Annotated in this window: 16 protein-coding genes; 10 read left to right on the top strand and 6 right to left on the bottom strand. The window is 73.0% G+C overall.

Translation table 11 applies throughout. The features are described 5' to 3' along the window. Positions 1-49 precede the first annotated feature (49 nt). Positions 50-1,294, bottom strand: coding sequence for a serine/threonine-protein kinase (locus AC07F3_RS05190; RefSeq protein WP_479110685.1), 1,245 nt, complete (start codon positions 1,292-1,294; stop codon positions 50-52). 142 nt (positions 1,295-1,436) lie between these two features. Next, entirely contained in the window at positions 1,437-3,086 is a 1,650-nt protein-coding gene (locus AC07F3_RS05185) for a serine/threonine-protein kinase (protein ID WP_479110683.1), read from the bottom strand. A gap of 397 nt (positions 3,087-3,483) precedes the next feature. Here AC07F3_RS05185 and AC07F3_RS05180 point away from each other — a divergent pair, with 397 nt between their 5' ends. From AC07F3_RS05180 to AC07F3_RS05160, 5 genes are all read left to right on the top strand, one after another. Then, entirely contained in the window at positions 3,484-6,591 is a 3,108-nt protein-coding gene (locus tag AC07F3_RS05180) for an FtsK/SpoIIIE domain-containing protein (RefSeq protein ID WP_479110681.1), read from the top strand. 232 nt (positions 6,592-6,823) lie between these two features. Further along, positions 6,824-8,215: an ABC transporter substrate-binding protein gene (locus AC07F3_RS05175; protein ID WP_479110680.1), complete on the top strand. Its 1,392-nt coding sequence runs from the start codon at positions 6,824-6,826 to the stop codon at positions 8,213-8,215. A gap of 7 nt (positions 8,216-8,222) precedes the next feature. After that, positions 8,223-9,575 (top strand): carbohydrate ABC transporter permease, encoded by a 1,353-nt coding sequence (locus AC07F3_RS05170; RefSeq protein WP_479110678.1) that lies wholly within the window; start codon positions 8,223-8,225, stop codon positions 9,573-9,575. Between the two features lie 79 nt (positions 9,576-9,654). Beyond that, positions 9,655-10,536 carry a carbohydrate ABC transporter permease gene (locus tag AC07F3_RS05165; protein ID WP_479110676.1) on the top strand — a complete coding sequence of 294 codons (882 nt, stop codon included), beginning with the start codon at positions 9,655-9,657 and terminating at the stop codon, positions 10,534-10,536. A gap of 179 nt (positions 10,537-10,715) precedes the next feature. Beyond that, the gene (locus AC07F3_RS05160; RefSeq protein WP_479110675.1) at positions 10,716-12,965 is read left to right on the top strand and encodes a bifunctional glycosyltransferase/CDP-glycerol:glycerophosphate glycerophosphotransferase; all 2,250 of its coding nucleotides are present in this window, start codon (positions 10,716-10,718) and stop codon (positions 12,963-12,965) included. An 89-nt stretch (positions 12,966-13,054) separates the two neighbouring features. On the opposite strand, the gene AC07F3_RS05155 is transcribed toward AC07F3_RS05160, so the two are convergent. After that, positions 13,055-13,687 carry a TetR/AcrR family transcriptional regulator gene (locus AC07F3_RS05155; RefSeq protein WP_479110673.1) on the bottom strand — a complete coding sequence of 211 codons (633 nt, stop codon included), beginning with the start codon at positions 13,685-13,687 and terminating at the stop codon, positions 13,055-13,057. 211 nt (positions 13,688-13,898) lie between these two features. Here AC07F3_RS05155 and AC07F3_RS05150 point away from each other — a divergent pair, with 211 nt between their 5' ends. The 3 genes from AC07F3_RS05150 to AC07F3_RS05140 all read left to right on the top strand — a co-directional run bounded on the left by AC07F3_RS05150 (position 13,899) and on the right by AC07F3_RS05140 (position 17,034). Beyond that, complete coding sequence (locus AC07F3_RS05150) at positions 13,899-14,792, top strand: ABC transporter permease (protein ID WP_479110671.1); 894 nt, start codon at positions 13,899-13,901, stop codon at positions 14,790-14,792. A 10-nt stretch (positions 14,793-14,802) separates the two neighbouring features. Further along, positions 14,803-15,612, top strand: a complete 810-nt coding sequence (locus AC07F3_RS05145; RefSeq protein ID WP_479111874.1) for an ABC transporter ATP-binding protein — start codon at positions 14,803-14,805, stop codon at positions 15,610-15,612. Between the two features lie 96 nt (positions 15,613-15,708). Next, positions 15,709-17,034, top strand: a complete 1,326-nt coding sequence (locus tag AC07F3_RS05140) for a glycosyltransferase 87 family protein (protein ID WP_479110669.1) — start codon at positions 15,709-15,711, stop codon at positions 17,032-17,034. A gap of 65 nt (positions 17,035-17,099) precedes the next feature. Here the strand turns inward: AC07F3_RS05140 and AC07F3_RS05135 are convergent, their stop codons facing one another. Next, the gene (locus AC07F3_RS05135; protein ID WP_479110667.1) at positions 17,100-22,100 is read right to left on the bottom strand and encodes an NAD-glutamate dehydrogenase; all 5,001 of its coding nucleotides are present in this window, start codon (positions 22,098-22,100) and stop codon (positions 17,100-17,102) included. Positions 22,101-22,558: 458 nt separating this feature from the next. Here AC07F3_RS05135 and AC07F3_RS05130 point away from each other — a divergent pair, with 458 nt between their 5' ends. Next, on the top strand, positions 22,559-23,125 hold the full coding sequence (locus tag AC07F3_RS05130; protein WP_479110666.1) for a DJ-1/PfpI family protein: 567 nt from the start codon (positions 22,559-22,561) through the stop codon (positions 23,123-23,125). Positions 23,126-23,138: 13 nt separating this feature from the next. Here AC07F3_RS05130 and AC07F3_RS05125 read toward each other — a convergent pair whose 3' ends face one another. Beyond that, positions 23,139-23,834 carry an HAD family hydrolase gene (locus tag AC07F3_RS05125; RefSeq protein WP_479110664.1) on the bottom strand — a complete coding sequence of 232 codons (696 nt, stop codon included), beginning with the start codon at positions 23,832-23,834 and terminating at the stop codon, positions 23,139-23,141. A gap of 56 nt (positions 23,835-23,890) precedes the next feature. Further along, positions 23,891-24,397 carry a DUF6912 family protein gene (locus AC07F3_RS05120; RefSeq protein ID WP_388982363.1) on the bottom strand — a complete coding sequence of 169 codons (507 nt, stop codon included), beginning with the start codon at positions 24,395-24,397 and terminating at the stop codon, positions 23,891-23,893. A 279-nt stretch (positions 24,398-24,676) separates the two neighbouring features. Here AC07F3_RS05120 and AC07F3_RS05115 point away from each other — a divergent pair, with 279 nt between their 5' ends. After that, positions 24,677-25,084 (top strand): Rv3235 family protein, encoded by a 408-nt coding sequence (locus AC07F3_RS05115; protein ID WP_479110662.1) that lies wholly within the window; start codon positions 24,677-24,679, stop codon positions 25,082-25,084. Positions 25,085-25,134: the final 50 nt, after the last annotated feature.

Genomic DNA, 25,134 nt, shown 5'->3' with positions numbered 1-25,134 from the left:
TAACGGCTGCGCGCTCCGGCGTTCCCCGGGCCGCCCGATCCCCGCCCCGCTAGGGGGCGGGGGGCGCGGAGTTCTTGGTGTCCTGCGGCGGCGGCTGCTTGCCGGAGTCGTCGCTCAGGGCCAGCCAGCCGCCCACCCCGACCGCCGCGGCGAGCGCCACCGCCGAGGCCGTCAGGACGAGTCTGCGCTTGCGGACCTGGTCGGCGCGGTGGCGGGCCGAGCCGGGGCGCGGGGCACCCGCGGAGCGGGGCGCTCGGGCGGTGCCCAGCGGGCCGCCGGCCAGCTCGTCGGGGCCGGGGACGCGCATGCTGGTGTGGGTGTCCCGGTTCGCGGAGTCGTGCTGCGCCCCCGGCACCAGCGGGACCGCGCCGCGGCGGGGGCTGGTGGGGGCGGTCGGGTACGGGTCCTCGTACGCCTCCTCGTCCTCGTCGCCCTCGGCGTCCGGCTCGTCCACGTCGAGCGGGGGCATGCCCGCGATCAGGGGGAGCAGCTCGCGCAGCCGGACGGAGAGTTCGAAGGCGCGCAGCCGGGAGGCCGGGGCCTTGGCCAGGCACTGGACGATCAGCTGCCACAGCTCGTCCGGGATGCCGGGGAGCGGGACGACAGTCTCGGTGACGTGGCGGCGCAGTACGGCGCCGGGGTGGCCGCCGCCGAACGGGGTGAAGCCCGCGAGCAGCTCGTACAGGACCGTCGCGAGCGCGTAGATGTCGACGGCGGCGCGCGGCGGGAGGCCCTCGACGATCTCGGGCGCGAGGTAGTCCGGGGTGCCGATGATCCGCGTCGCCTTGGTGCGGCGGGGGGTGTCGATGAGCTTGGCGACGCCGAAGTCGGTGAGCAGGGCGGGGTGGGCGCCGCCGGGGCCGAGCGGGCCCTGCATGTCCAGGAGGATGTTCTCGGGCTTCACGTCCCGGTGCACGATGCCGGCCGCGTGGGCCGCGGCGAGCCCGTCGGCGACGTCGGCCGCGATGGCCACGGCAGCCTCGGGGGCGAGCCGGCGCTCGCGGTCCAGGCGGGTACGCACGTCGGTGCCGCGGATCAGGTCCATGACCAGGGCGAGGTCGTTGCCGTCGACCACCAGGTCGCGCACGCCCACCACGTGGGGGTGGTCGAGGCCGAGCAGGGCGGTGCGCTCCTGGACGAAGCGGCCGACCAGCTCCTGATCGGCGGCCAGGTCCTCGCGCAGCAGCTTGATGGCGACGGGGCCCTCGGGCCCTTCGCCGAGCCACACCGTGCCGGCGCTGCCGCGGCCCAGGATCTGGTGGGCGGTGTACCGGCTGCCGATATTCCGTGCCAAGACTGCTCCCTCAGCGGCTGGCTGTGCACGCTGAGGCTACGCGGCCGGGACGCCAACCTTCACTTCTGGCGCCGAAATCACCCTCTGGAAGTCGACAAATCCACGAAGTCGCGTCCCGGACCGGCGGGGCCGGGCCCCGTGATCACTGCTTTCCGGAGTTGCCGATGCTCTTGATCCAGCCGGATACCGTCGAAATCCCGTCACCAATGGCCTGCCAGTAGCTCTTGCCCTGGGCGACCCAGTCCTGGAGCGGGGTCAGCTCCCAGATCAGCCAGCCCGCGACGAAGAGCAGCAGGAAGGTGAAGAGACAGCCCTTCAGGCAGCCGAGGCCCGGGATCCGCATCCGGTTCGGGCTGCGCCTGCGCGGCTCGCGGGGCTCCCGCGGCTCGCGCGCCGGGGCCTGCGGCTGCTGGGGCGGCGGCTGCGGCGGGGCGTACCGCTGACGCTGCGGCGCGTACTGCTGCGGTTGCTGCTGCTGGTAGGGCTGCGGCGGCGGGGCGTACTGCTGGCGCTGGGGCGGGCGGCCCTGCGGCGGGCCCTGCTGCGGGTACCCCTGCTGCGGCTGGCCGTAGCCCTGCGGGGGCTGCTGCTGGCGGTGCGGGCGGCGGCGCAGCGGGTCCTGCTCGGGCGGCAGGTAGCCGAGCTGGGTCTGCTCGTTGCGGTCGCGTGCCGCCTGGAGCTGGGACTGCCAGGGGTGCGGCCCCTGCGGCTGCGGCTGCCCCTGCGGGACCGGCGGCATGACGGCCGTCGGGTCGGCGTTCGGCGCCTGGCCGGTGTGCGGCAGGACCGAGGTGGCCGCCGCCGGGTCGTACGAGCCCGCGTTGCTCGGCAGCACCTGCGTCGGGTCGGCGGCGCCCGGCGCCTCCGGGACCGGGGCCGGCGCCGGGTCGGGGGCGAGCAGCGCGCCCACCCCGTCGGCCGCCTCGACCTGGGCCGGGGTGGAGTGGACGCCGATGCCGGCCGCGACGACGCGCAGCCCGCGCGCCAGGTTCTCGGCGCTGGGGCGCCGCTCCGGGTCCTTGCTGAGGCAGCGCTCGATGACCGTCCACAGCGGGGCCGGCACGGTGGTGGGGCGGCGCGGCTCCTCGCTCAGATGGCGGTGCAGGACTTCGAGCGCGGTGCCGCCCGCGAATGGCGGGCGCCCCGTGACCAGCTCGTACAGCAGGATTCCGGCGCCGTAGATGTCGACTGCGGAGGTCTGCGGGCGGCCCTCGGCGGACTCGGGCGCGACATAGGCGGGCGTGCCCACGAACTCGTGCGTACGGGTCAGGCCCGGGGAGTCGGCCAGGCGCGCGATGCCGAAGTCGGTGAGCATCGGGTGCATCGCGCCGTCGCGCTCGTCCAGGAGGACGTTCGCGGGCTTCAGGTCGCGGTGGACGACGCCGTCGGCGTGGCTCGCGGCGAGCGCGTCGGCGATCTGCGCGGTGAGCAGGGACGCGGCGACCGGCGTGAGCGGGCCGTTCTCGCGGATGTAGCGGTGCAGGTCCGGGCCGTCGACCAGGTCCATGACCAGGGCGAGCAGATCACCCTCGACCACCAGGTCCCGGGTGCGCACGATGTTGTCGTGGCGCAGCCGCAGGAGCACGGAGCGTTCGCGCAGGAAGCGCATCACCACGTCCGCGTCGTTGGCCAGCTCCTCCTTGAGGACCTTGATCGCCACGGTCTCGCCCGGCTGGCCCGCCACGGACGCCTCGGAGCCCGCGGTCTCTCGCTGGCGGGCTCGCCAGACAGTGCCCGTGGCGCCGCGTCCGAGCGGCTCCTCGAGCAGGTACTTGCTGCCTACCGGCCGCACGTCATGCGCTCCCTGCTGCTCGCGTCCATCGCTGTGTGGGTTTCCGGCCCACTCTAGTGCCGCCCCCGCGGGCGCCGACGGGTCGTGGGGTCGGCGCCACCAGCTTGTTCACCGTCTTCTCATGGTTCTCAGGGAAGACGCGGTCTTCGCACGGAAGGTTGCCGAACGTCCGTGCCCGGCATCCCTTCGAAATGCCCCACTCGGTCGCAACCAGCCACTTTTCCGTCCACATTTGCGTCCGGAGCCGACCAATCAAGATCAATTCGAGGTGGGCGACGGGCGTGTTGTCAGTGGCAGGTGCGAGGATGCCCTCAGCACGACATGTGTGCCGGGTGGGGGGAATCACAGGGCTGCTCCCCCTTCTTGGCACCCCCGCGCAGAAGGGACCGCCGAGGCGATGCAGATCCGGCTGACCGTCCTCGCGCCGCGCAGCGGCCACGCTGTGGCGCGCGCCTGCGACGTGCTCGTCACCGCCCCGGCGGGGACGGCACTCGCGGCCGTCGCGTCCGGCCTTGCCTCGGCCGCCTCCGGCGCGGAGGTCTCGGGCGCTTCCGTGGTGCTGTTCGCGGGCCGCGAGCGGCTCGACGCGCAGCGCCGCGTCCTGGGCGAGCCGCCCCTGGTGGACGGCGCGGTGCTCTCGCTCGGCGCCCCCGCCGAGGACGAGCCGGCCCACGACGGCCCGGCCCCGGCCCGGCTGCACGTGGTGGCGGGGCCCGACGCGGGCGGCGTCCACCTGCTGCACGGCGGCCGCATCGGGATCGGCCGCTCCACCGAGTCCGACGTGCCGCTGGACGATCCGGACGTCTCCCGCAGGCACTGCGAGGTGACGGTCGGCGAGGACGGCCGGGTGAGCGTGGCCGACCTCAACTCGACGAACGGCACCCAGGTCGACGGCCGCGAGATCGGCCCCCGGCCGGTCCGGTTCGCGCCCGGCGCGCTGCTGCGGATCGGCGAGTCCGCCCTGCGGCTCTCGGCCGGCGGCCCCGAGCCGGAGCCGTCCCTGGCCACGGTGCCGGACGGCGAGGGCCACCTCCGGGTGACCCCGCCCTCCTCCCCCGCTTTCGCCGCCGGGGGTGAACTGCCGGGCCCCACGCCGCGGTTGAGCCCCCCGGCCGGTGAGACGGCCTACTCCTTCGGCACCTCCCCCTCCCCCCTCGCGCCCCTGGAGCCGGGCGCGCACGAGGAGGCGTACGGCGCCGGGATCGACGCGCTCGGAGCGCCCTCGGGATACGGGCACGACGGCCGGGACGACCACCGCGAGCCCGCGCCCCCCAGCAGACGGCAGGGCACTCCCACGCGCGGCACCAGGCTGCCCGAAGGCCCCCTCACCGGCCCCGAGGAGGTCGAGCACGCCCGGGCCGACGCGCCGGACGGCGGCCGTCGGCGCGGGATAGGGGCCTGGGCGCGGCGGCTGACCGGCGGGCGCGGCGAGGCGGTGCCCGAGCGGGCGCCCGCCGAACCGCAGCGGGCCCCGGCCGAGCCCGCGCCGGAGAGCTGGCCCGATCCGGCCGCGCTGCTCCTGACCGCGCTCGGCCCCGGGCCCCGGCTGTGGGAGCGCGAGCCGGGCCATCCGGAGGCGCTCGCCGTCCGGGTCGGCACCGCGGACCGGGGCGAGCTGGCCGCCGTGCCGGTCACGGTGGGGCTGCGCGAGGTGGGCGCGCTCGGGCTCGCGGGGCCGCGCGACCGGCTGGCCGGGCTCGCCCGCTCGGTCATCGCCCAGCTGGCCGCGCTGCACGCGCCGACCACCCTGGAGATCGTCCTCATCAGTACGGACCGGGCGCGCGGCCTCCAGGCGCGCACCGCCGAGTGGGACTGGCTGGGCTGGCTCCCGCAGGTCCGCCCGGCCCACGGCCAGGACTGCCGGCTGCTCCTGGCGTACGACCGCGACCAGGCCACCGCACGCACCGCCGAGCTGGTCAGACGGCTCGACGCGGGCCCGCTCGGCCCCGGCTGGGCCTCGGCGGACCGGGCCGCGGTGGCCGAGGCCGCCGCCCAGTACGAGGGCCCGTTCACGGTGGTCGTCGTGGACGGCGACCCGGGCTCCGCCCCGCTGCGCGAGACCACCGCGCGGCTGGCCGCGGCGGGCGCCGCGGCGGGCATCCATCTGCTCTGCCTCGCCGAGGCGCCGCCCGCCTCGGCCGCCTCCCCGGTGGCCGCCACGTACGAGACGGCGTGCGCGGCCTCGCTCGCGTTCCGCGAGTGCGGCGCGGTCGCCCTGCTCAGCGGTGACGTGGCCACCGCCCTGCGGCTGCTGCGCACCGCGGGCGGCCGACCCGCCGGGCACGGCACGGTGGCCGCGGTCGACGCGGTCTCGCGCGCCTGGGCCGAGCGCTTCGCCCGCGCGCTCGCCCCGCTGCGCACCGGCGACGGCACGGCCGCCTCGACCGGGCGCCTCGCCTCCTCGTTGCCCCGGTCCTCCCGCCTCCTGGACGAGTTGGGGCTGGCCCGGGCCACCCCGGCCTCCCTGATGGCCCGTTGGGAGTCGGCGCCGGACGGAACGGCCGTGCTCGGCACCGGCCCGCACGGCCCGGTCGGGGTGGACCTCGCCTCCGAGGGCCCCCATCTGCTCGTCGAGGGCCCGCCCGGCAGCGGGCGCACCGAGCTGCTGCGCGCCGTCGCGGCCTCGCTCGCGGCGGGCGCCCGGCCCGACCGGCTCGGCCTGATCCTGGTCGACGGCGCGGGCGGCGAACGCGGTGAGGGCCTGCGGCCCTGTACCGAACTTCCGCACGTGTCCACCCACTTGATCGCCTCCGACCCGGTCCGGATGCGGGAGTTCGCCCAGGCACTCGGGGCCGAGCTGAAGCGCCGGGCCGAGGTGCTCGGGGGGCTCGGCTTCGCGGAGTGGCAGACCCGGCGCGAGGTCGCCGGGCGTCTCGTCGGGCAGCGCCAGGCACCCGCCGCGGAGAGCCGGGGCGACCTCGACCCGCCGGGCAGCAGCACCCTGCGGCTGCGCCCGGTGGCGCGCAGCCGCACCGAGGAAGGACCCTCGCTGCCCCGCCTGGTGGTCCTGGTCGACGATCTGGACGCGCTGGTCGCGCCCGCGCTCGGCAGCCCCGGCCGGCCGGCCGCGGGTTCGGTCGTCCGGGCCCTGGAGGCGGTGGCCCGCGAGGGCGAGCGGCTCGGGGTGCACCTCGTGGCGTCCTCGGCCCGGCCCGACCGCACGGCCGACACGGAGCTCGCGCGCGGCGCCCGGCACCGGGTCGTGCTCGACGCGCCGCCCGCCTCGCCCTCGCCGGAGGACCCGTCCCCGGGCCGGGGCCGGCTGCACCAGCCGGACGGGGCGTCGGTGCCGTTCCAGGGCGGCCGGGTCACCGGGCGCATACCGCGCACCGCCACCCAGCGGCCGACGGTCGTGGTCCTGGAGTGGGAGCGGATGGGCGACCCGCCGGCCCGCCGGCCGGTGCGCGAGCTCGGCAACGGGCCGACGGACCTGGCCCTGCTCGCCAGCGCCCTCGACCGCGCGGCGTCCTTGGTCAACGCGCCACCGGTGCCGCCGCTGCCCTGACGCCGGGTCCGGTGCGGGGGCCCCGAGTGGATCAACCCGGCCGCAATGGGAGGCAGTTGGGACATCCCGCATGACCCAACGTCACAAGCCCATCACGATCGCCAATGCGAGAGCGAAGGCGGTATTGCGACGCCCCCGCACCGGGCGTAGGACTGTCGAACGGGACGAGAGCGGCGGCGCCTGCGTCACCGGGCGCGGCGGTTCGTACGCGCACGGGAGAGACGGGGCACGCATGCGCAGCACTCGTACAGGCCGCACCATCACACGCACCACGACAGGTCGCACCCTCATATCCGCCCTGGCCATCGGCGGGCTCGCGCTCGGCGCGGCCGCGTGCGGGGACGACGGCGGGAAGAAGAGCACGCCGTCCGCCAGCGCCTCCGGCTCGGCGTCCGCGGGCGGGGTCCAACTCCCCAAGCTGAACGGGGAGAAGATCGAGGTCGCCGCCGTGTGGACGGGGCCCGAACAGGCCAACTTCGTGAACGTGCTGAAGGAGTTCGAGGCGCGGACCGGGGCCACCGTCACCTTCGTGCCCGCCCAGGACCCCATCGTCAACTTCCTCGGCACCAAGATCGCCGGAGGAAGCCCGCCCGATGTCGCGATGCTCCCCCAGGTCGGCGCGATCCAGCAGGCCGTGGCGAAGAAGTGGGCCAAGCCGGTCGGCCCCGAGGCCAAGGCGCAGCTCGACGCGAACTACTCGAAGGTGTGGAAGGACCTCGGTTCGGTCGACGGCACCCAGTACGGGGTCTACTTCAAGGCCGCCAACAAGTCCCTGGTCTGGTACAACACCAAGGTCTTCCAGAACGCGGGCGTGAGCGCGCCCGCCACCTGGAAGGACTTCCTCAGCACCGCCGACACCATCTCGGCGTCCGGGGTGACCCCGGTGTCGGTGGGCGGCGCGGACGGCTGGACCCTGACCGACTGGTTCGAGAACGTCTACCTCTCGCAGGCCGGGCCCGAGAAGTACGACCAGCTGGCCAAGCACGCGATCAAGTGGACCGACCCGTCCGTCAAGGACGCGCTCACCACGCTCGCCCAGCTCTTCGGCAAGCCGAACCTGATCGCGGGCGGCACCAACGGCGCGCTCCAGACCGAGTTCCCCGCCTCCGTCACGCAGACCTTCACCGGCGGCGACCAGCCCAAGGCGGGCATGGTCTTCGAGGGCGACTTCGCCGCCGTCAACATCGCGCAGACGTCCGCCAAGGTCGGCACCGACGCCAAGGCGTTCCCGTTCCCCGCCGTGGGCGACAAGGCCCCCGTCGTGACGGGTGGCGACGCGGCGGTGGCGCTGAAGGACTCCAAGGGCGCGCAGGCGCTGCTCACCTGGCTGGCGTCCACCGACGCCGCGCGGATCTGGGCGAAGGCCGGCGGCTACGTCTCGCCGAACAAGGCGCTCGACCTCGCCGTGTACCCCAATGACGTGCAGCGCGGCATCGCCAAGGCGCTGATCGCGGCGGGGGACAACGTGCGCTTCGACATGTCGGACCAGGCTCCGCAGTCCTTCGGCGGCACCCCCGGCAAGGGCGAGTGGAAGGACCTCCAGGACTTCCTGAAGAACCCGTCCGACATCGCGGGCACCCAGTCCAGGCTGGAGGCCGACGCGGCCGCGGCGTTCAAGAACTGATCCGGCGATGACGACCGCCACGGCGGGAGGCGCTCCGCCTCCCGCCACGCCCCCCGCGCCCAGGACCCTCAAGAGCGTCACCGGAACCCGCACGTGGATCGCGGCCGTTTTCCTGCTGCCCGCGCTCGTGCTGCTCGGTGCGCTCGTGGTCTATCCGATCGGGTTCTCGATCTACCGCTCCTTCTTCGACCAGTCCGGCCACGCCTTCGCCGGGATCGACAACTACAAGACGCTGTTCACGGACCACACCATCCGCACGGCGGTGAAGAACAACGCGATCTGGGTCGTCTGCGCCCCGACGATCGCCACCGCCCTCGGCCTGATCTTCGCCGTACTGACCGAACGGGTGCGCTGGGGAACGGCGTTCAAGCTCATCGTGTTCATGCCGATGGCCATCTCCATGCTCGCCGCGGGCATCATCTTCCGCCTGGTGTACGAGCAGGACCCGGCGCGCGGGGTCGCCAACGCCGTGGTGGTGGGCGTGCACGACACGTTCACCGAGTCGGCCGGTTACCCCAAGGCGCATCCGCTGCCCAGCGCGCCGCTCAAGGACGGGGGCGCCGGGACGTTCGTCACCCGGTCCGCGGTGCACACCGGGCAGCCCGTGCTGCTTCCCCTGGTGGGGGTCGCCGCCGACAAGATGCCCACGTCGGCCGGGCCCGCCAAGGCCGCGACGGCCGACCCGGGCAAGGTCACCGGCACGGTCTGGCTCGACTTCACCAAGGGCGGCGGCGGCAGGCCGAACACCATCGACGCCAAGGAGCCCGGCCTCAAGGGCATGAAGGTCGAGGCCGTCAAGGACGGCAAGGTCGTCGCCTCGGCCACCGCCGCGGCCGACGGCACGTTCTCCCTGCCCGCCGCGGCCGACGGGGCCCAACTCCGGCTGCCCGAGAGCAACTTCCACGAGCCGTACAACGGCGTCGAATGGCTGGGCCCGGCCCTGGTCACCCCGGCCATCATCGGCTCGTACATCTGGATGTGGGCCGGGTTCGCGATGGTGCTCATCGCGGCCGGTCTCGCGGGGCTGCCGCGCGAGCTGCTCGAAGCGGCGCGGGTGGACGGCGCGAACGAGTGGCAGGTGTTCCGCCGGGTCACCGTGCCGCTGCTCGCTCCGGTCCTCGCGGTCGTGCTGGTCACCCTGATGATCAACGTCCTGAAGATCTTCGACCTGGTCTTCATCATCGCTCCGGGCTCCAGCCAGGCCGACGCCAACGTCCTGGCCCTCCAGCTCTACCGCTCCTCCTTCGGCACCGAGGCGGACCTCGGCATCGGCAGCGCGATCGCCGTCCTGCTGCTGCTCCTGGTGATCCCGGTGATGCTCTTCAACATCCGCCGCATGCGACGGGAGGCCAAGCGATGACGGCCCGGCGCACGGCGTCCGGGGGCCGCTCCCCGGAACAGCACGGCAACATCCGGTGCGGGCGCGGGGAGGCCAGGCGATGACCGCTGCCGAAGGGATCGTCAGGGCCAGGCAGTCGCTGCCCGCGCGCATCGCGTCGCGGGCGGGCGGCGGTGTGCTGCGCGTGTTCCTCATCCTGGTCGGCCTCTTCTGGCTGATGCCGACCGTCGGGCTGCTGCTCTCCTCCGTGCGCAGCCCCTCCGACATCGCCTCGACGGGCTGGTGGAAGACGTTCACCGATCCGTCCCGGCTCACCTTCCACAACTACGCGAACCTGCTGGACAACAGCACGATCACCAACTCCCTGCTCTCCACGGTCGCGATCACCGTCCCGGCCACGGTCCTGGTCGTCGTCATCGGCTCGCTCGCCGGGTACGCCTTCGCCTGGATGGACTTCCCGGGCCGCGACTGGTGGTTCATGGTCGTGGTGAGCCTGCTGGTCGTGCCCGTCCAGGTCGCCCTGGTGCCGGTCGCCAAGCTCTTCGGGCAGATCGGGATCTTCGAGACGACGATCGGCGTGATCGTCTTCCACGTCGCCTTCGGCCTGCCCTTCGCGATCTTCCTGCTGCGCAACTTCTTCGCGGAGATCCCGAGGGAACTCCTGGAGGCGGCCCGGCTCGACGGGGCGGGCGAGATCCGCCTGTTCACCCGCGTCGTGATGCCGCTCGGCGGTCCGGCGATCGCCTCGCTCGGCATCTTCCAGTTCCTGTGGGTCTGGAACGACATGCTGGTCGCGCTGATCTTCGCCGACTCCAAGCACCCGCCGATCACGGTGGCCCTCCAGCAGCAGGTCCGCCAGTTCGGCAACAACATCGACGTACTGGCCCCGGGCGCCTTCGTCTCGATGGTCATCCCGCTCGCCGTCTTCTTCGCCTTCCAGCGGCAGTTCGTCTCGGGGGTGATGGCCGGAGCGGTGAAGTGAGCACACGCACAACGGACTTGATCACCCGATCGAACGATCATGCCCGCGCGCCGCAATGACGCGACGTCAAGGGCATGATCACGGGACTACGCCGGACGGCACCCTCGGCGTAACCCGATCACTCCTTCGGACGTTCACGGGCCATCCGCCCGTGCCCTCTCACGCCCCCAGGATGTCCGTTGCCCCGGTTCAGCGTCATCGTGCCCGCGTACAAGCTCCAGGCCCATCTCCACGCTTGTCTGGAATCGGTACTGAGTCAGACGTACGAGAGTGACGAGAGCCCGGCGTTCGACCTGGAAGTGATCGCGGTCGACGCCGGCTCCCCCGACTCCTGCGGCGAGATCATCGACGAGGTCGCCGCCCGTGACCCCCGCGTCGTCCCCGTCCACCTGCCGCCGGACCCGGCCGACCCGGGGCAGGGTCCGGGCGCCGCCCGCAATGCCGGGCTCGCCCGCGCCACCGGCGAGTACGTCCTGTTCCTCGACGGCGACGACACCCTCGCGCCGCACGCCCTGCGCGACATCGCGGACCGGCTCAAGGCCTCCGGCGACCCCGACGTCCTGGTCTTCGGCCACGCCCACACCCACTGGTCGGGCGAGACGGAGCGGCCGCAGCTGCCGCCGCACCTCACCGAGTCCGGTCCCGCCTCCTTCCAACTGGCCGAGCGCCCCGCCCTGTTGAGGCAGCCCACGCCCTGCTGGAACAAGGCGTACAAGCGGGAGTTCGTCGAGCGCGAGGGGCTCGCCTTCCCGCCCGGCCGCCACACGGACACCTTCTGGACGTACGCCGCCCTCCTGTCGGCCGGTTCGCTCAGCACCCTGGAGCGGGTCTGCGTGCACCACCGCAGGCGGCGCGGCCCGGCCGCCGCGGCCGGCCGCCACTTCGACCTCTTCCCCCAGTACGACCGCGCCTTCGACTTCGTCGACTCCCGCCCGGGGCTGAGCGGTTGGCGGCCGGTGCTCGCGCGCCGGATGGCCGACCACCTGGCCGCCGCCTCCGCCGACGTCCTGACCGCTCCCGGCCTCTCCGCGCGCACCCGCGCCGAGTTCTTCCGCCTGGCCCGCGCCCACTACGGCCGCCACCGGGTGCCGGGCGCGGCCGGGCTGCGCTACGCCGGGGTCCGGTTCGGCACGTACCGCACCTACCGCGTGCTGCGGGGCATCCGCTCGCTGCGCGGCCGGGCCCGGGCGCTGGCCTCGGCGGTGCTGCGCCCGGCCCGTTCGGCCGCGCTGCGCCTGCACTACCGCGTCCAGCTGCGGCTGCCGCTGCGCGACGACCTGGCGGTGTTCGCGGCGTACTGGAACCGCGGCTACGCGTGCGGCCCGGCCGCCATCGAGGCGATGGTCCGCGAACTGCTCCCCGCGATGCGGACCGCCTGGGTCACCACGCCCGACCAGGACGCGACCGTCCCCGCGGCCACCCGCCGGGTGCGGCCCGGCGGGTTCGGCTACTTCTCGGCGCTGGCGCGCGCCAAGTACCTGGTGAACAACGTGGAGTTCGACCACCGCCTGGTCAAGCGGCCCGGCCAGATCCTGCTCCAGACCCATCACGGCACCCCGCTCAAGCGGGTGGGCCTGGACCTGACCGACCGCCCGGCGGCCTCCCGCGGCACGGACTTCGCGCGGCTACTCGCGGACGCCGACAAGTGGGACTTCGTCCTGTCCGCGAACCGGCACGCCACGCTCACCGGCGAGCGCGCCTTCCCCGCCGCCTACACCACGCTCGAATACGGCAGCCCGCGCAACGACGTGCTGCGCCGGGCCACCCCCGCCGACACGGCGCGGCTGCGCGAACGGCTCGGCATCCCGGGCCAGTCGACGGTGATCCTGTACGCCCCGACGTACCGCGACTACAGCCGCGTCCAGCACCGTCCGCTCGACCTCGAACGGCTGGGCCGCGCGCTCGGCCCGGAGTTCTTCCTGCTGACCCGCGCCCACTTCGCCTATCACGCACCGCTCAGCCCCACCCCGCTGCCGCGCGTCCTGGACGTCACCGGCCATCCGTCGGTCGAGGAGCTCTGCCTGGTCTCGGACGCGCTGGTCACGGACTACTCGTCGCTGATGTTCGACTACGCCAATCTGGACCGGCCGATCGTGATCCTGGACGACGACCGCGAGGCGTACGAGGCGGCCCGGGGCACCTACTTCGATCTGCGCGGCCGTCCGCCGGGCGCGGTCGCGCGGACCGAGGACGAGCTGATCGACATCTTCACCACCGGCCACTGGCGCGGCTCCCGCTCGGCCCAGCTGCGGGCGGCGTTCCGCGCGCGCTTCTGCCCGTACGACGACGGGCACGCGGCCGAGCGGGTGGTGCGGCGCGTCTTCCTCGGCGAGACGGGGGCCGCTCCGGCCGCCCGGAACCTGCCCGAACAGCGCGTGGGCGGCGCGGAGTTCGCCCCGGCGACGGTGGACTCGGGCGCGGGGCGCTGAGCGCGCCCGCCGCGGATCAGGCGGTTCCCCGCGCCCCGCACGGGCGCGGGGCGCACTCGACCGGACGCGCCGCGGGGGCGCTCCGGAGGCTAGGCGACCGCCTTGAGCGCGGCCACGGCCGACTTGGCCAGGTCGTCGAGGTAGCCCTTCGGCAGGGGGCCCTTGACGACGACCAGCCGCCAGTACAGCGGGCCGACGATCAGGTCGAGCGCCCGGTCGGGGTCGGCGCCCGGGGGCAGCTCGCCCCGCTCGACGGCCTCGCGCACGACGACCGCGGCCACCCCCTGCTGCCCGTCGAGCAGCGCGGCCTTGATCGCGTCGGCGATCTCCGGATGGCGTACGGACTCGACCAGGAGGTCGGGGATGACCTGCGAGGCGATCGGATGGCGCAGGGCGAGCGAGGCGACCGCGAGCAGGGCGCGGATGTCTCCGTAGAGAGAGCCGGTGTGCGGCACCGGGAGGCCCTGTTCCGCGAAGGCCGACACCAGGTCGAGGACCAGGCTGAGCTTGGACTTCCAGCGCCGGTAGACCGCGGTCTTGCCGACCCCCGCGCGGCGCGCGATGCCCTCGATGGACATCCGGGCGAAGCCGACCGCGGCGAGCTCCTCGAAGACGGCCGCCCGGATGGCGTCCGTCACGTCCTCGCGCAGCACGGCGGCGCCGGCGGGCGCACGGCGTGGCTGCGGGCGGTTCGTGGTGGTCTCCGGGTCCGTCTTGGTCATGCCTTGAGCATAGCGTTGCGACGAGACGGTTGCGTTGCGACGTCGAGGCGTCCTACTCTCGCCGTAGCGACGATACGGGTCCGTTCCGTCGCCCTTGATGCCCCGCCCCGGGAAAGCCTCCCGGGATCCCCCGGCGAAAGCGACCGTAGTGAGCCAGACCGCAGCTGCGCGCCAGACGGCAGCACCATCGGCCGCATCGGCCTCCATCCCGATGCAGTCCTCCCGGTACACGGGTGAGCAGGCCCTCAGCCCGGCCGAGCTGGCCGAGAAGTACGGCCTGAAGGTCAGCGGCGCCCGCCCCTCGCTGCCCGAGTACGTGCGGCAGCTGTGGGCCCGGCGCCACTTCATCACGGCGTTCGCCACCGCCAAGCTGACCGCGCAGTACAGCGAGGCCAAGCTGGGCCAGATCTGGCAGCTGATGACGCCGCTGCTGAACGCCGCGGTGTACTACTTCATCTTCGGCATCCTGATGGGCAACAAGTCCAGCACGCCGGACTACATCCCGTGGCTGGTCACGGGCGTGTTCATCTGGACCTTCACGGCCAACTCGATCATGGCGGGCACCCGCGCGATCACCGGCAACATCGGCCTGGTGCGGGCGCTGCACTTCCCGCGCGCCTCGCTGCCCGTCTCGCTCGCCCTCCAGCAGCTCCAGCAGCTCCTGTTCTCGCTGGCCGCGCTCGCGATCATCATCATGTGCTTCGGCCAGCTGCCCGGCGTCTCGTGGCTGCTGCTCGTTCCGGCGCTGGTCCTTCAGTCGATGTTCAACACGGGCCTCTCGCTCGTGATGGCCCGGATCACCGCCAAGACCCCGGACGTCGCCCAGGTGATGCCGTTCATCCTGCGCACCTGGATGTACATGTCCGGCGTGATGTGGAACCTGGGCCCGCAGCTCAAGAAGATGAACCACCTGGTGGCGCAGCTGCTCGGGCTCAACCCGGCCGCGGTCTACATCGACCTGGTCCGGTTCGCGATGATCCGCAGCTTCCACGCCAACAAGCTGCCCCCGCACGTGTGGGCGGTGGCCGCCGGCTGGGCGTTCGTCGCGCTGGCCGCCGGGTTCATCTACTTCTGGAAGGCAGAGGAGCAGTACGGCCGTGGCTGACACCCAGACGCTGGACCAGACGCACGACGCGGTGGCGAACGCCCCGGTGGCCGGGCTCGGCGAACCGACCGTGATCGTCGACGACGTGCACATCATCTACAAGGTCAACGGGACCGGCGCCAAGGGCAAGGGCGGGGCCACCGCCGCGCTCAACCGGATCGTCTCGCGCAAGGAGACCCCCGGCATGCGCGAGGTGCACGCCGTCAAGGGCGTCACCTTCGTGGCCCGCAGGGGCGAGGCGATCGGCCTCATCGGCTCCAACGGCTCGGGCAAGTCGACCCTGCTCAAGGCGGTCGCGGGCCTGCTGCCGACCGCCCGGGGCAAGATCTACACCCAGGGGCAGCCCTCGCTGCTCGGCGTGAACGCGGCCCTGATGAACGACCTGACGGGCGAGCGCAACGTGACCCTCGGCGGGCTCGCCATGGGCATGTCCCGCGAAGAGGTGCGCGAGCGCTACGACGACATCGTCGACTTCTCCGGGATCAACGAGAAGGACGACTTCATCTCGCTCCCGATGCGCACGTACTCCTCCGGCATGGCGGCGCGGCTGCGGTTCTCCATCGCCGCGGCCAAGAACCACGACGTCCTGCTCATCGACGAGGCCCTGGCCACCGGTGACGCCCGGTTCCAGCGCCGCAGCCAGGAGCGCATCAACGAGCTGCGCGCGGAGGCGGGCACGGTCTTCCTGGTCAGCCACAGCAACGCCTCGATCAGGGAGACCTGCGAGCGGACCCTCTGGCTGGAGTCCGGCACGCTGCGGATGGACGGCCCGACGGCCGAGGTGATCGCGGCGTACGAACAGTTCACGAAGAAGAAGTAGCCGGGCCGCACACGGCGGGGCGCTCCCGGGGCGCCCCGCACCACGCTGTCGCGGCGCCTCGCACAATCCGGACAAAGCGCGCATAAACTTCGCGCGATGACGCCCTCTCAGATGCCCCCGCCGCCCGCCCGGGTCCGCATCCCCGCCCCGGCGCCCGCACCCGACCCGGGCGCTTTCGGCCGCCGCACCCGGTACGCGGCGCTCACCGCCGGCTGGCTCGCCACCCGCGCGCTCATGCTGCACTTCCTGGTCACCGACCGGCTCGGCGTCGGCGGGGTCACCGGCGAGGTGTACGTCCTCTACCGGCACTGGTACGAGCAGCTCAGCACGGGCACCTTCCCTTTCGGTGACCCCACCTGGCAGTACCCGCCGGGCGCGGGAGCCGTGCTGCTCACGCCCGCCCTGTTCCCCTTCCTCACCTTCTTCCAGGCCTTCACCGCCGTCGCCGTCGGCTGCGACGCGCTGATCGCCCGCGCCCTGGTCCGGGCGGGCGCGCGCCCCGGCGGCAGCGCGGCCGGGGCCTGGCTCTGGGTGGGCGGCCTCCCGCTGCTCCTGCACCTCCCGTACGCCCGCTACGACGTGCAGGTCACCGCCCTCGCGGTGGCCGCCCTGCTCACGCTGCGCCGCAGGCCCGGCCTGGGCGGCGCACTCGCGGGCGTCGGCGCCCTGGTCAAGGTGTGGCCCCTGCTCACCCTCATCGGCGCCCCGCCCGGCCGCGGCGCCCGGCGCGCACTGCTCGGCGCGCTCGGCTCGGCCACCGCCCTGCTCGCCGTGCTCGCGCTCGCCTTCGACCACGCCCTGGACTTCGCCCGCCAGCAGAGCAGCCGCGGCATCCAGATCGAATCGCTCGGCGGCACCGCGCTCCAGCTCGCCCATCTCGTCTCCGGCCGCCCCGGCCGGGTCGTCTACCGGTACGGGGCCATGGAGTTCACCGGGTCGTACGTCTCCGCCCTGGCCACGCTCAGCCTCGCGCTGACCGGACTCGCCTTCTGCTGGCTGCTGTTCTGGCGGGTGCGCGCCCGGCGCTGGACGGTGGCGGTGCCCCCCGACGCGGCACTGTGCGCGGTGCTCCTGTTCACGGTGACCAGCCGGGTGATCAGCCCCCAGTACCTGATCTGGCTGCTCGGTCTGGCCGCGGTGTGCCTCGCCTCGCGCCAGACCACCCAGCGCCCGGTCGCCCAACTCCTGCTCCCTGCGGCCGCGTTGAGCACCCTGGCCTTCCCCTGCCTGTACGGCGAGGTCATGGCCGGAACCGCGCTGGGCACCGGCATCATGACCGCGCGCAACGCCCTGCTGCTCGCGGCGGCGCTGGTCTCCTGCCGCAGGCTGTGGTCGGCCACGGTGACGGCCTCCACGACCACGCTGAAGGGGCGCCCACCCGAGGGTGGACGCCCCTTCCAACACGATGCCCAGGCCCCCTGAGGAGCGCGGGCACGGCACGACCGGCCGCACCCGGCCCGTCCTGCGACGGGCCGGGTGCGGGGGCCTCAGCTGTGCGTGCGCAGCAGTGTCCGCATCGTCCGCATCGCGACCGACAGGTTCGCCAGGTCGAACGCGTCGGAGGACTGGATCTCCTCCAGGGTGGTGCGGGCGCGGCCCAGGATCGCCGCGTTCTTCTCCTCCCACGCCTTGAAACGCTGCTCCGGCGAGGTGGTGCCGTTGCCGACCGACAGGACGTCCTGGGTCAGCCCGGCGTGCGCCGCGAACAGGTCCTCGCGGATGGCGGCACGCGCCATCGACTGCCAGCGGTCGGCCCGCGGCAGCTCGATGATCCGGTCCAGGAGCTGGGTGATCCGCAGCCGGTCGGCCAGGTCGTAGTAGACCTCGGCGACCTGGAGCGGCTCCTTGCCGGTGCGGGCCGCGATGGCCACGATGTCGAGCGCCGGGAAGGCCGAGGAGAACCCGGCGACCCGCCGCGCGAGCTCCTCGGGCACCCCCACCTCGGTCAGCTCGTCCAGGATGCCCTGGTACCACTCCAGGTCGGCGCCGCGCAGCAGGTCCGCGAGCGCGTCCCAGACCTGGGCGACCCCGGCCGAGAAGTCCTCGATGGTCTCGGCGATCTGGAGCGGCTGCGGCCGGTTGTTGAGCAGCCAGCGGGTGCCGCGCTCCACCAGGCGGCGCGAGTGCAGCCGGATGCGGGTCTGGACGTCGGCGGCGACCTTGTTGTCGAGCGCCTCCACCGCGTCCCACACCGCGCTCACGCCGAAGATCTCGCGGGCCGCGGCGTGCGCCCGCACGATCTCCTCGAGCGACGCCCCGGTCTCCTCGCGCAGCCGGTGCAGGAAGGTCGAACCACCGATGTTGACGGTGTCGTTGACCAGGACCGTCGTGATGATCTCGCGGCGCAGCGCGTGCGCGTCGACGGCCTCGGTGAACTTCTCGCGCAGCTGCTGCGGGAAGTAGGCGTGCAGCAGCCTGGCCAGGTGCGGGTCGTCCGGCAGACCGGTGTGGATCAGCTCGTCGGCCACCGTGATCTTGGTGTACGCGAGGAGCACGGCGAGCTCGGGCTGGCTGAGCCCCTTGCCGCTGTTGAGCAGCTCGCGGATCTGGCGGTCGTTGGGCAGGAACTCCAGCGCCCGGTCGAGGTGGCCGTCGCGGCCCAGGCGCCGCATGAACCGCTGGTGGGCGTGGAGCAGCGAGGGCGACTGCGCCACCGCGTTGGCCAGCGCCACGTTCTGCGCGTAGTTGTTGCGCAGCACCAGGTGGCCGACCTCGTCGGTCATCGCGGCGAGGATCTTGTTGCGCTGCTTGACGGTCATGTCGCCCTCGGCGACCAGGCCGTTGAGCAGGATCTTGATGTTCACCTCGTGGTCGGAGGTGTCCACGCCCGCGCTGTTGTCGATGGCGTCGGTGTTGACCTTGCCGCCCTCGCCCTCGGGTCCGCCCTTGCGGTCGAACTCGATCCGGCCGAGCTGGGTCAGGCCCAGGTTGCCGCCCTCGCCGACGACCTTGACCCGCAGGTCCTCGCCGTTGACGCGGATCGCGTCGTTGGCCTTGTCGCCGACGTCCGCGTTGGACTCCGCGGACGACTTCACGTACGTACCGATGCCGCCGTTCCACAGCAGGTCGACCGGGGCCTTCAGGATGGCCTGCATCAGGTCGGCCGGGGTCAGCTTGGTGACGCCCGCCGGGATGCCGAGGGCCTCGCGGACCTGGGCGTTCAGCGGGATCGACTTGGCGGTGCGGGGGTGGATGCCGCCGCCCGCCGAGAGCAGTTCCTTGTTGTAGTCGGCCCAGCTGGAGCGCGGCAGGTCGAACAGGCGGCGGCGCTCGGCGTAGGAGACGGCCGCGTCCGGCTTCGGGTCGAGGAAGATGTGCCGGTGGTCGAAGGCCGCGACCAGGCGGATGTGCTCGGAGAGCAGCATGCCGTTGCCGAACACGTCGCCCGACATGTCGCCGACGCCGACGACCGTGAAGTCCTCGCTCTGGGTGTCGTGGCCGAGCTCGCGGAAGTGCCGCTTGACGGACTCCCAGGCGCCGCGGGCGGTGATGCCCATGCCCTTGTGGTCGTATCCGGCGGAGCCGCCGGAGGCGAAGGCGTCGCCGAGCCAGAAGTCGTAGCTGATCGCCACGTCGTTGGCGATGTCCGAGAACGTCGCGGTGCCCTTGTCGGCGGCGACCACGAGGTAGGTGTCGTCCTCGTCGTGGCGCACCACGTCGGCCGGCGGCACGACCTCGCCCGCGACCAGGTTGTCGGTGATGTCGAGCAGCGCCGAGATGAACGTCTTGTAGCTGGCGATGCCCTCCGCGAGCCAGGCGTCGCGGTCCACCGACGGGTCGGGCAGTTGCTTGGCGACGAAGCCGCCCTTGGCGCCGACCGGCACGATGACGGTGTTCTTCACCATCTGCGCCTTGACCAGGCCGAGGATCTCGGTGCGGAAGTCCTCACGCCGGTCGGACCAGCGCAGACCGCCGCGGGCGACCTTGCCGAAGCGCAGGTGGACGCCCTCGACGCGCGGCGAGTACACCCAGATCTCGAACGCCGGGCGGGGCGCCGGGAGGTCGGGGATGGCCTGCGGGTCGAACTTCATCGAGACGTACGCGTGGGGGGTGCCCTCGGCCGTCTTCTGCCAGTAGTTGGTCCGCAGCGTCGCCTTGATGACGGTCAGGAAGGAGCGCAGGATGCGGTCCTCGTCCAGGCTCGCCACCTGGTCGAGGGCGCCGTCGAGCTCTTCGAGGAGCCCGTCGATGAGCTCGGTCCCGGCCTTCTGGCGGCCCGGCGAGAGCCTCGCCTCGAAGAGCGAGACGAGCAGCCGGGTGGTGTGGACGTTGTCGCGGAGGGTGTCCTCCATGTAGTCCTGGCTGAACGTGGAGCCCGCCTGGCGCAGGTATTTGGCGTAGGCGCGCAGCACCATCGCCTGGCGCCAGTTGAGCCCGGCCCGCAGCACCAGGGAGTTGAAGCCGTCGTTCTCGGCGGCGCCGGTCCAGGTGGCGGCGAAGGCCTCCTGGAAGCGCTCGCGGGCGTCGTCGGCCAGGTAGTCGCCGGTGCCGTTGACCTTCTTCGGCATGCGCAGGCCGAAGTCGTAGATCCAGGCGTGCGTGCGGTCCGCGCAGCGAAGCTCGTAGGGCCGCTCGTCGGTGACCTCGACGCCCAGGCGCTGGAGCACCGGGAGGACCGCGGACAGCGAGACCTGCTCGCCGATCCGGTAGATCTTGAAGCGGCGCTCGCCGGGGGCCGCGCCCACGGGCTCGTACAGGGAGAGCGCGAAGTCCCGCCGCCCGTGGGTGAGTTGCTCCAGGTGTACGAGGTCGGCGACGGCCGCGCGCGGCGAGTGGTCGGCCTTGTAGCCCTCGGGGAAGGCGTGGCCGTAGCGGCGCAGCAGCTCGGCGGCGCGCTCCTCGCCGCACTCGGCGTTCAGCGCGTCGGAGAAGCCGTCGGCCCAGGAGCGGGCGGCGTCGACCAGGCGGGCCTCGATGCGCTCGGAGTCGGCGTCGGTGAGCTCGGTGAGCTCGGTGCCGGCCGGGACGCGCACCACGAAGTGCAGCCGGGACAGGATGGACTCGGTGTTCCAGGCGGTGAAGTCGACGCTGGTGCCGCCGAGCTCCTCCTTGAGGATCTCGATGAGCCGCAGCCGGACGCCCGTGGTGTAGCGGTCGCGCGGCAGGTAGATCAGCGCCGAGTAGTAGCGGCCGTACTCGTCCTGGCGCAGGTACAGGCGCAGCCGGCGCCGCTCCTGGAGGTACAGGACGGAGGTCACGATGGAGCGCAGCTGGTCGGCGGGGGTCTGGAACAGCTCGTCGCGCGGGTAGGTCTCCATGATCTGGAGCAGGTCGCGGCCGTCGTGGCTGTTGGGCGAGAACCCGGCGCCCTTGAGGACCTCTTCGACCTTGCGGCGCACGACCGGCACCCGGCGCACGGACTCGGTGTACGCGGCCGAGGAGAACAGGCCGAGGAAGCGGCGCTCGCCGACGACGTTGCCCTGCTCGTCGAACTTCTTCACGCCGACGTAGTCGAGGTAGGAGGGGCGGTGCACGGTGGCGCGGCTGTTGGCCTTGGTCAGCACGAGGAGCTTGTGCTCGCGGGCCTTGGCGCGGGCGTCGGCGGGCAGCCGGCTGAAGGACGGGGAGACGGGGTGGACCTCTCCCTTGCCGTCCACGTCGTGCTGCGGGTCGGAGCGCAGGATGCCGAGGCCGGTGCCGGGGACGGCCGCGAGGGAGTCGTCGTCGGTGAGCTGGTACTCGCGGTAGCCGAGGAAGGTGAAGTGGTCGTCGGAGAGCCAGCGCAGGAGCTCGCGGGCCTCGTCGACCTCCTGGTCGCGCAGGTCTCCGGCCCTCGGCTCCTTGGGGAGCTCGTCGGCGATGCGCAGCGCGGCGTCGCGCATCTTCTCCCAGTCCTCGACGGCTTCCCGTACGTCGGACAGGACACGCAGCAGGTCGGCGGTGATCTGCTTCAGGTCGGCGCGGTCGGTCTCGCGGTCGATCTCGACGTGGATCCAGGACTCGGTGAGCGCGTCGTGCGGCAGCTCGGCGGTCTGGGCGCCGGTGTCGAGGACCTCGATGAGCTTGCCGGTGAGGTCGCGGCGCACCACGACCTGCGGGTGGATCACGACGTGGATGCCGCGGCCCTGCCGGGACAGCTCGTTGGTGACCGAGTCGACCAGGAAGGGCATGTCGTCGGTGACGACCTCGACCACGGAGTGGCTGCAGGTCCAGCCGTTCTCCTCGACGGTCGGGGTGTGCACCCGGACGTTGGCGGTGCCCTGCGGCCGGTTCTCCGCGAGGCGGTAGTGGGAGAGCGCTGCGCCGAAGACGTCGACCGGGTCGCGGTCGGCCAGGTCCTCGGGAGCGGTGTGCAGGTAGTAGCGCTGGAGGTACCCGAGAAGGACGCCCTGGTCGGGACCTTCCTCGCTCGCGGCCCCGGTCGTGGCTGCCCGGTCGCTCCGGGGGGTGTCCCCCAGGCCTCCGGGCCCCCCGGCCGGGCTGTTCTCAGCTACCCGGGCCGCCCGTGCGAGCAGCTCGGCCTTGGCTTCGTCCAGCTTGGTCTGCATGTCCTCTGGCTCCTGTCGCGCGCCGTTGCGTGACGTAGGGGAAAGAAGCGACGCAACGCCACGACGCGGGGTGTCCGGTCGGTGTCGACGCTATGCCGCGATGAGAGATACCCGGGCGCTTACCGGCCAATTTTGTGGCTTCGGGCCTTGATTCCGGGTGGAGGGAATCAGCGACTGCCCGGGCACGGTGGTGCTCCGGGCGCAGGGCAGAGGCGTCAGTGCCTCCGCGGCATATCGCGCTGATCACGGGTCAAGGCTATCGCCCCTTCCCCCCGACCCGTCATGAGCCTTATGTGTACAAAAGCTGGGCCCGAAGTTTGACACTCTGGACAGCGACGCGGCGGCGGGAACGAGCCTCTTGGCAAACGGGCGCCGCGCGGGCAGGTTGACGGTACGGAACCCGCAGGTGCGATCGACCTCCAGCCACGTGAGGTCCAGCCTTCAGAGGGAGTGCACTCATGGCAGCCAAGATCCTCATCGTGACCGGTGACGCCGCCGAATCCCTGGAAGTCCTCTACCCCTACCAGCGGCTGCGCGAGGAGGGCTACGACGTCCACATCGCGGCCCCGGCCCGCAAGAAGCTGCGGTTCGTGATCCACGACTTCGAGCCGGGCTTCGACACGTACACGGAGAAGCCCGGTTACACCTGGCCCGCCGACCTGGCCTTCTCCGAAGTCGACCCCGGGCAGTACGCCGCCCTGGTGATCCCGGGCGGTCGGGCCCCCGAGTACCTCCGCAACGACCCGGAGCTGAGGAAGATCCTGAAGGCCTTCTTCGACACCGACAAGCCCGTCGCCCAGATCTGTCACGGCCCGCTCCTGACGGCCGCGATCGGCGGCCTGAGCGGGCGCCGGGTCACCGCCTATCCCGCCCTGGAGCTGGACATGCAGACGGCGGGCGCGACCTTCACGGACGCGGAGACGGTCGTGGACGGCACCCTGGTCTCCGCGCGGGCCTGGCCGGACCACTCCCGCTGGATGCGGGAGTTCCTCACCGTGCTGCGCGCGAAGGCGCCGGTCACCTAGGCGGGCCCGCGGCTCAGGCCACGAGGTCCTCGGCCACGGCCACCGCCTCGGCGAGGGTGTCGACCACCGGCACCCCCGCCGCGGCGAGGCTGGCCCGGCTGTGCGAGCCGCCGGTGAACAGCACCGCCCGCGCGCCCACCGCGGCCGCCGCCACGGCGTCGTCCACCGCGTCGCCGATCACTACGACCCGCTCTCCGGATATCGCCGCGTCCGCGGCCCGCAGCGCGGTGAGGTGGCGCACCATGTGCTCCGCCTTGCTGCCGTGCGAGGGCCCGGTGCGCCCGTCGACCCGGAGGAAGTGCTCGGTGATGCCGTGCCGCCGCACGATCGGGACCAGGTGCTCGTGCGGCGCCATGGACAGGAGCGACTGGCTGAGCCCGGCCGCCCAACGCGCCGCGAGGAGCTCGGCCGCGCCCTCGGTGAGCCCGCAGGCGTCGGCCCGCGCCCAGTACTGCTCGTGGAAGGCCGCGTCCATGACGAGCCACTCGGCGTCCGTGGGCAGCCGGCCCATCAGGCGCTGGTAGAAGCGGGGTATCGGCACGCAGTACAGATCGCGGTACCGCTCCAGCGTGATCGGCGCCAGGCCGAGCTCCGCGAAGGCGGCGTTGGTCGCCTCGATGATCACCGCGTTGTCGTCGAGCAGTGTGCCGTTCCAGTCCCAGACCAGATGGGCCTGGCGCTTCCCCGTGTCCTGCCTGCCGTTCCCCATGCCAAAACGGTACCCACCCCCACTGACAATCGACCGCGAGCGGGCGTTCGCGCAGGTCAGGCGATCAGATTGGGGATCTCCTGCACGCCGAACCAGAGCAGTTCGTGGTCCTCGGCGCCGTCCACGGTGAACTGGGCGTCGTCGTCGCCGTGGTCGGCGGCGCCGAGCGCGTCGGCCGCGGCGGTCACGTCGGCCACCGCGTCCTCGGCGTCCACGTGCACGGCGGCCGCCTTGGCCAGCGCGACCGCGGAGGCGACCGTGACCTCGCCGAGCGAGCTTGCGTCCAGCGCGCTGTCGGGGTCGGCGGTCACCGTGCCGTCCGGCACGTCCACGGCGATCACGACGCGGCGCCTGGCGGTGTCCGGCGCTCCGGCGAGCAGCCGCAGCGAGGCGGCCGCGGCGCGGCTGAGCGCGGCGTACTCCAGCTCCTCGATGTCGTCGGAGACGTACCACTCGCGCAGGCCCGGCGTGACGGCGTAGGCGGTGAGCGGCCCGGGGCCCAGCTCGCCCGCCCGGTGTGCCGCCGCGAGACCGGAGATGGTCAGGGGTACGTAGACGCGCATGACAGACCGCTCTCTTCTCGTCGTCCCATCCGGTCGTGAGACGCGTTCAGGATACGCGCGGGAGTCCCCCTTCGAGCTGCCGGTACCGTCACGGCGGCCCTCCCCTGCGGAACCTGCCGGGACGGCCCCCACCTGGGGAGACGCACCACCCGCTCACCCGGATAGGTGAATCGGTGAGCCCTTCCGGCACCCGGGTGGCGGTCCTTGCGGCCGCTCCCGCCGCCCCCGTACAAGATCCCCAACAGAAGTTACCCACTGGTATCAAAGGGGGCGGCAGCCATGAGCAGGACCACGACCGGGCCGGCGGGGCGCGGCGACCAGCGCAGGCCCGGCGGCACCGGGACCCGGCGGCCGCAGCGGCTCACCCCGCACGAGCTGTTCGCGCAGAAGCTGCTCGCGGTGCTCAGCGGCGAGCGGCCGGTGCACTGGATGCTGGGCCTGACCGTCGGCGACGCCTACGAGCAGCTGGTGCGGCTGGCCCCGCGCACCCCGTTCCGCACCCGCGGCACCCGGCCCGTCGTACGGTCCTGCCGCGCGGCCCCGCTGGACCGCGGGATCGTGGAGGCGGCCGCCTGCATCGCGGCGGGCGAGCAGGTGCGCGCCATGGCCTTCCGCCTGGAGCGGGGCGCCGACCTGCGCTGGCGGTGCGCCGCGGTCGAGCTCGGCGGCGAACGCGTCCCGGCATAGCCGAGGGGCCCGGCACCTTCCGGTGCCGGGCCCCTCGACGACGTGAAGCG

It is taken from the genome of Streptomyces sp. NPDC045846 (assembly GCF_056431605.1).
The sequence above is the reverse complement of the archived record's forward strand: the minus strand, read 5'-3'. Positions and strand labels throughout refer to the sequence as shown.

Bases quoted from the DNA above. Each gene is read 5' to 3' on its own strand.
- AC07F3_RS05170 (WP_479110678.1), top strand. From the start codon at position 8,223: ATGACGACCGCCACGGCGGGAGGCGCTCCGCCTCCCGCCACGCCCCCC.
- AC07F3_RS05155 (WP_479110673.1), bottom strand. From the start codon at position 13,687: ATGACCAAGACGGACCCGGAGACCACCACGAACCGCCCGCAGCCACGC.
- AC07F3_RS05115 (WP_479110662.1), top strand. From the start codon at position 24,677: ATGAGCAGGACCACGACCGGGCCGGCGGGGCGCGGCGACCAGCGCAGG.
- AC07F3_RS05180 (WP_479110681.1), top strand. From the start codon at position 3,484: ATGCAGATCCGGCTGACCGTCCTCGCGCCGCGCAGCGGCCACGCTGTG.
- AC07F3_RS05150 (WP_479110671.1), top strand. From the start codon at position 13,899: ATGCAGTCCTCCCGGTACACGGGTGAGCAGGCCCTCAGCCCGGCCGAG.
- AC07F3_RS05140 (WP_479110669.1), top strand. From the start codon at position 15,709: ATGACGCCCTCTCAGATGCCCCCGCCGCCCGCCCGGGTCCGCATCCCC.
- AC07F3_RS05130 (WP_479110666.1), top strand. From the start codon at position 22,559: ATGGCAGCCAAGATCCTCATCGTGACCGGTGACGCCGCCGAATCCCTG.
- AC07F3_RS05175 (WP_479110680.1), top strand. From the start codon at position 6,824: ATGCGCAGCACTCGTACAGGCCGCACCATCACACGCACCACGACAGGT.
- AC07F3_RS05125 (WP_479110664.1), bottom strand. From the start codon at position 23,834: ATGGGGAACGGCAGGCAGGACACGGGGAAGCGCCAGGCCCATCTGGTC.
- AC07F3_RS05135 (WP_479110667.1), bottom strand. From the start codon at position 22,100: ATGCAGACCAAGCTGGACGAAGCCAAGGCCGAGCTGCTCGCACGGGCG.
- AC07F3_RS05165 (WP_479110676.1), top strand. From the start codon at position 9,655: ATGACCGCTGCCGAAGGGATCGTCAGGGCCAGGCAGTCGCTGCCCGCG.
- AC07F3_RS05120 (WP_388982363.1), bottom strand. From the start codon at position 24,397: ATGCGCGTCTACGTACCCCTGACCATCTCCGGTCTCGCGGCGGCACAC.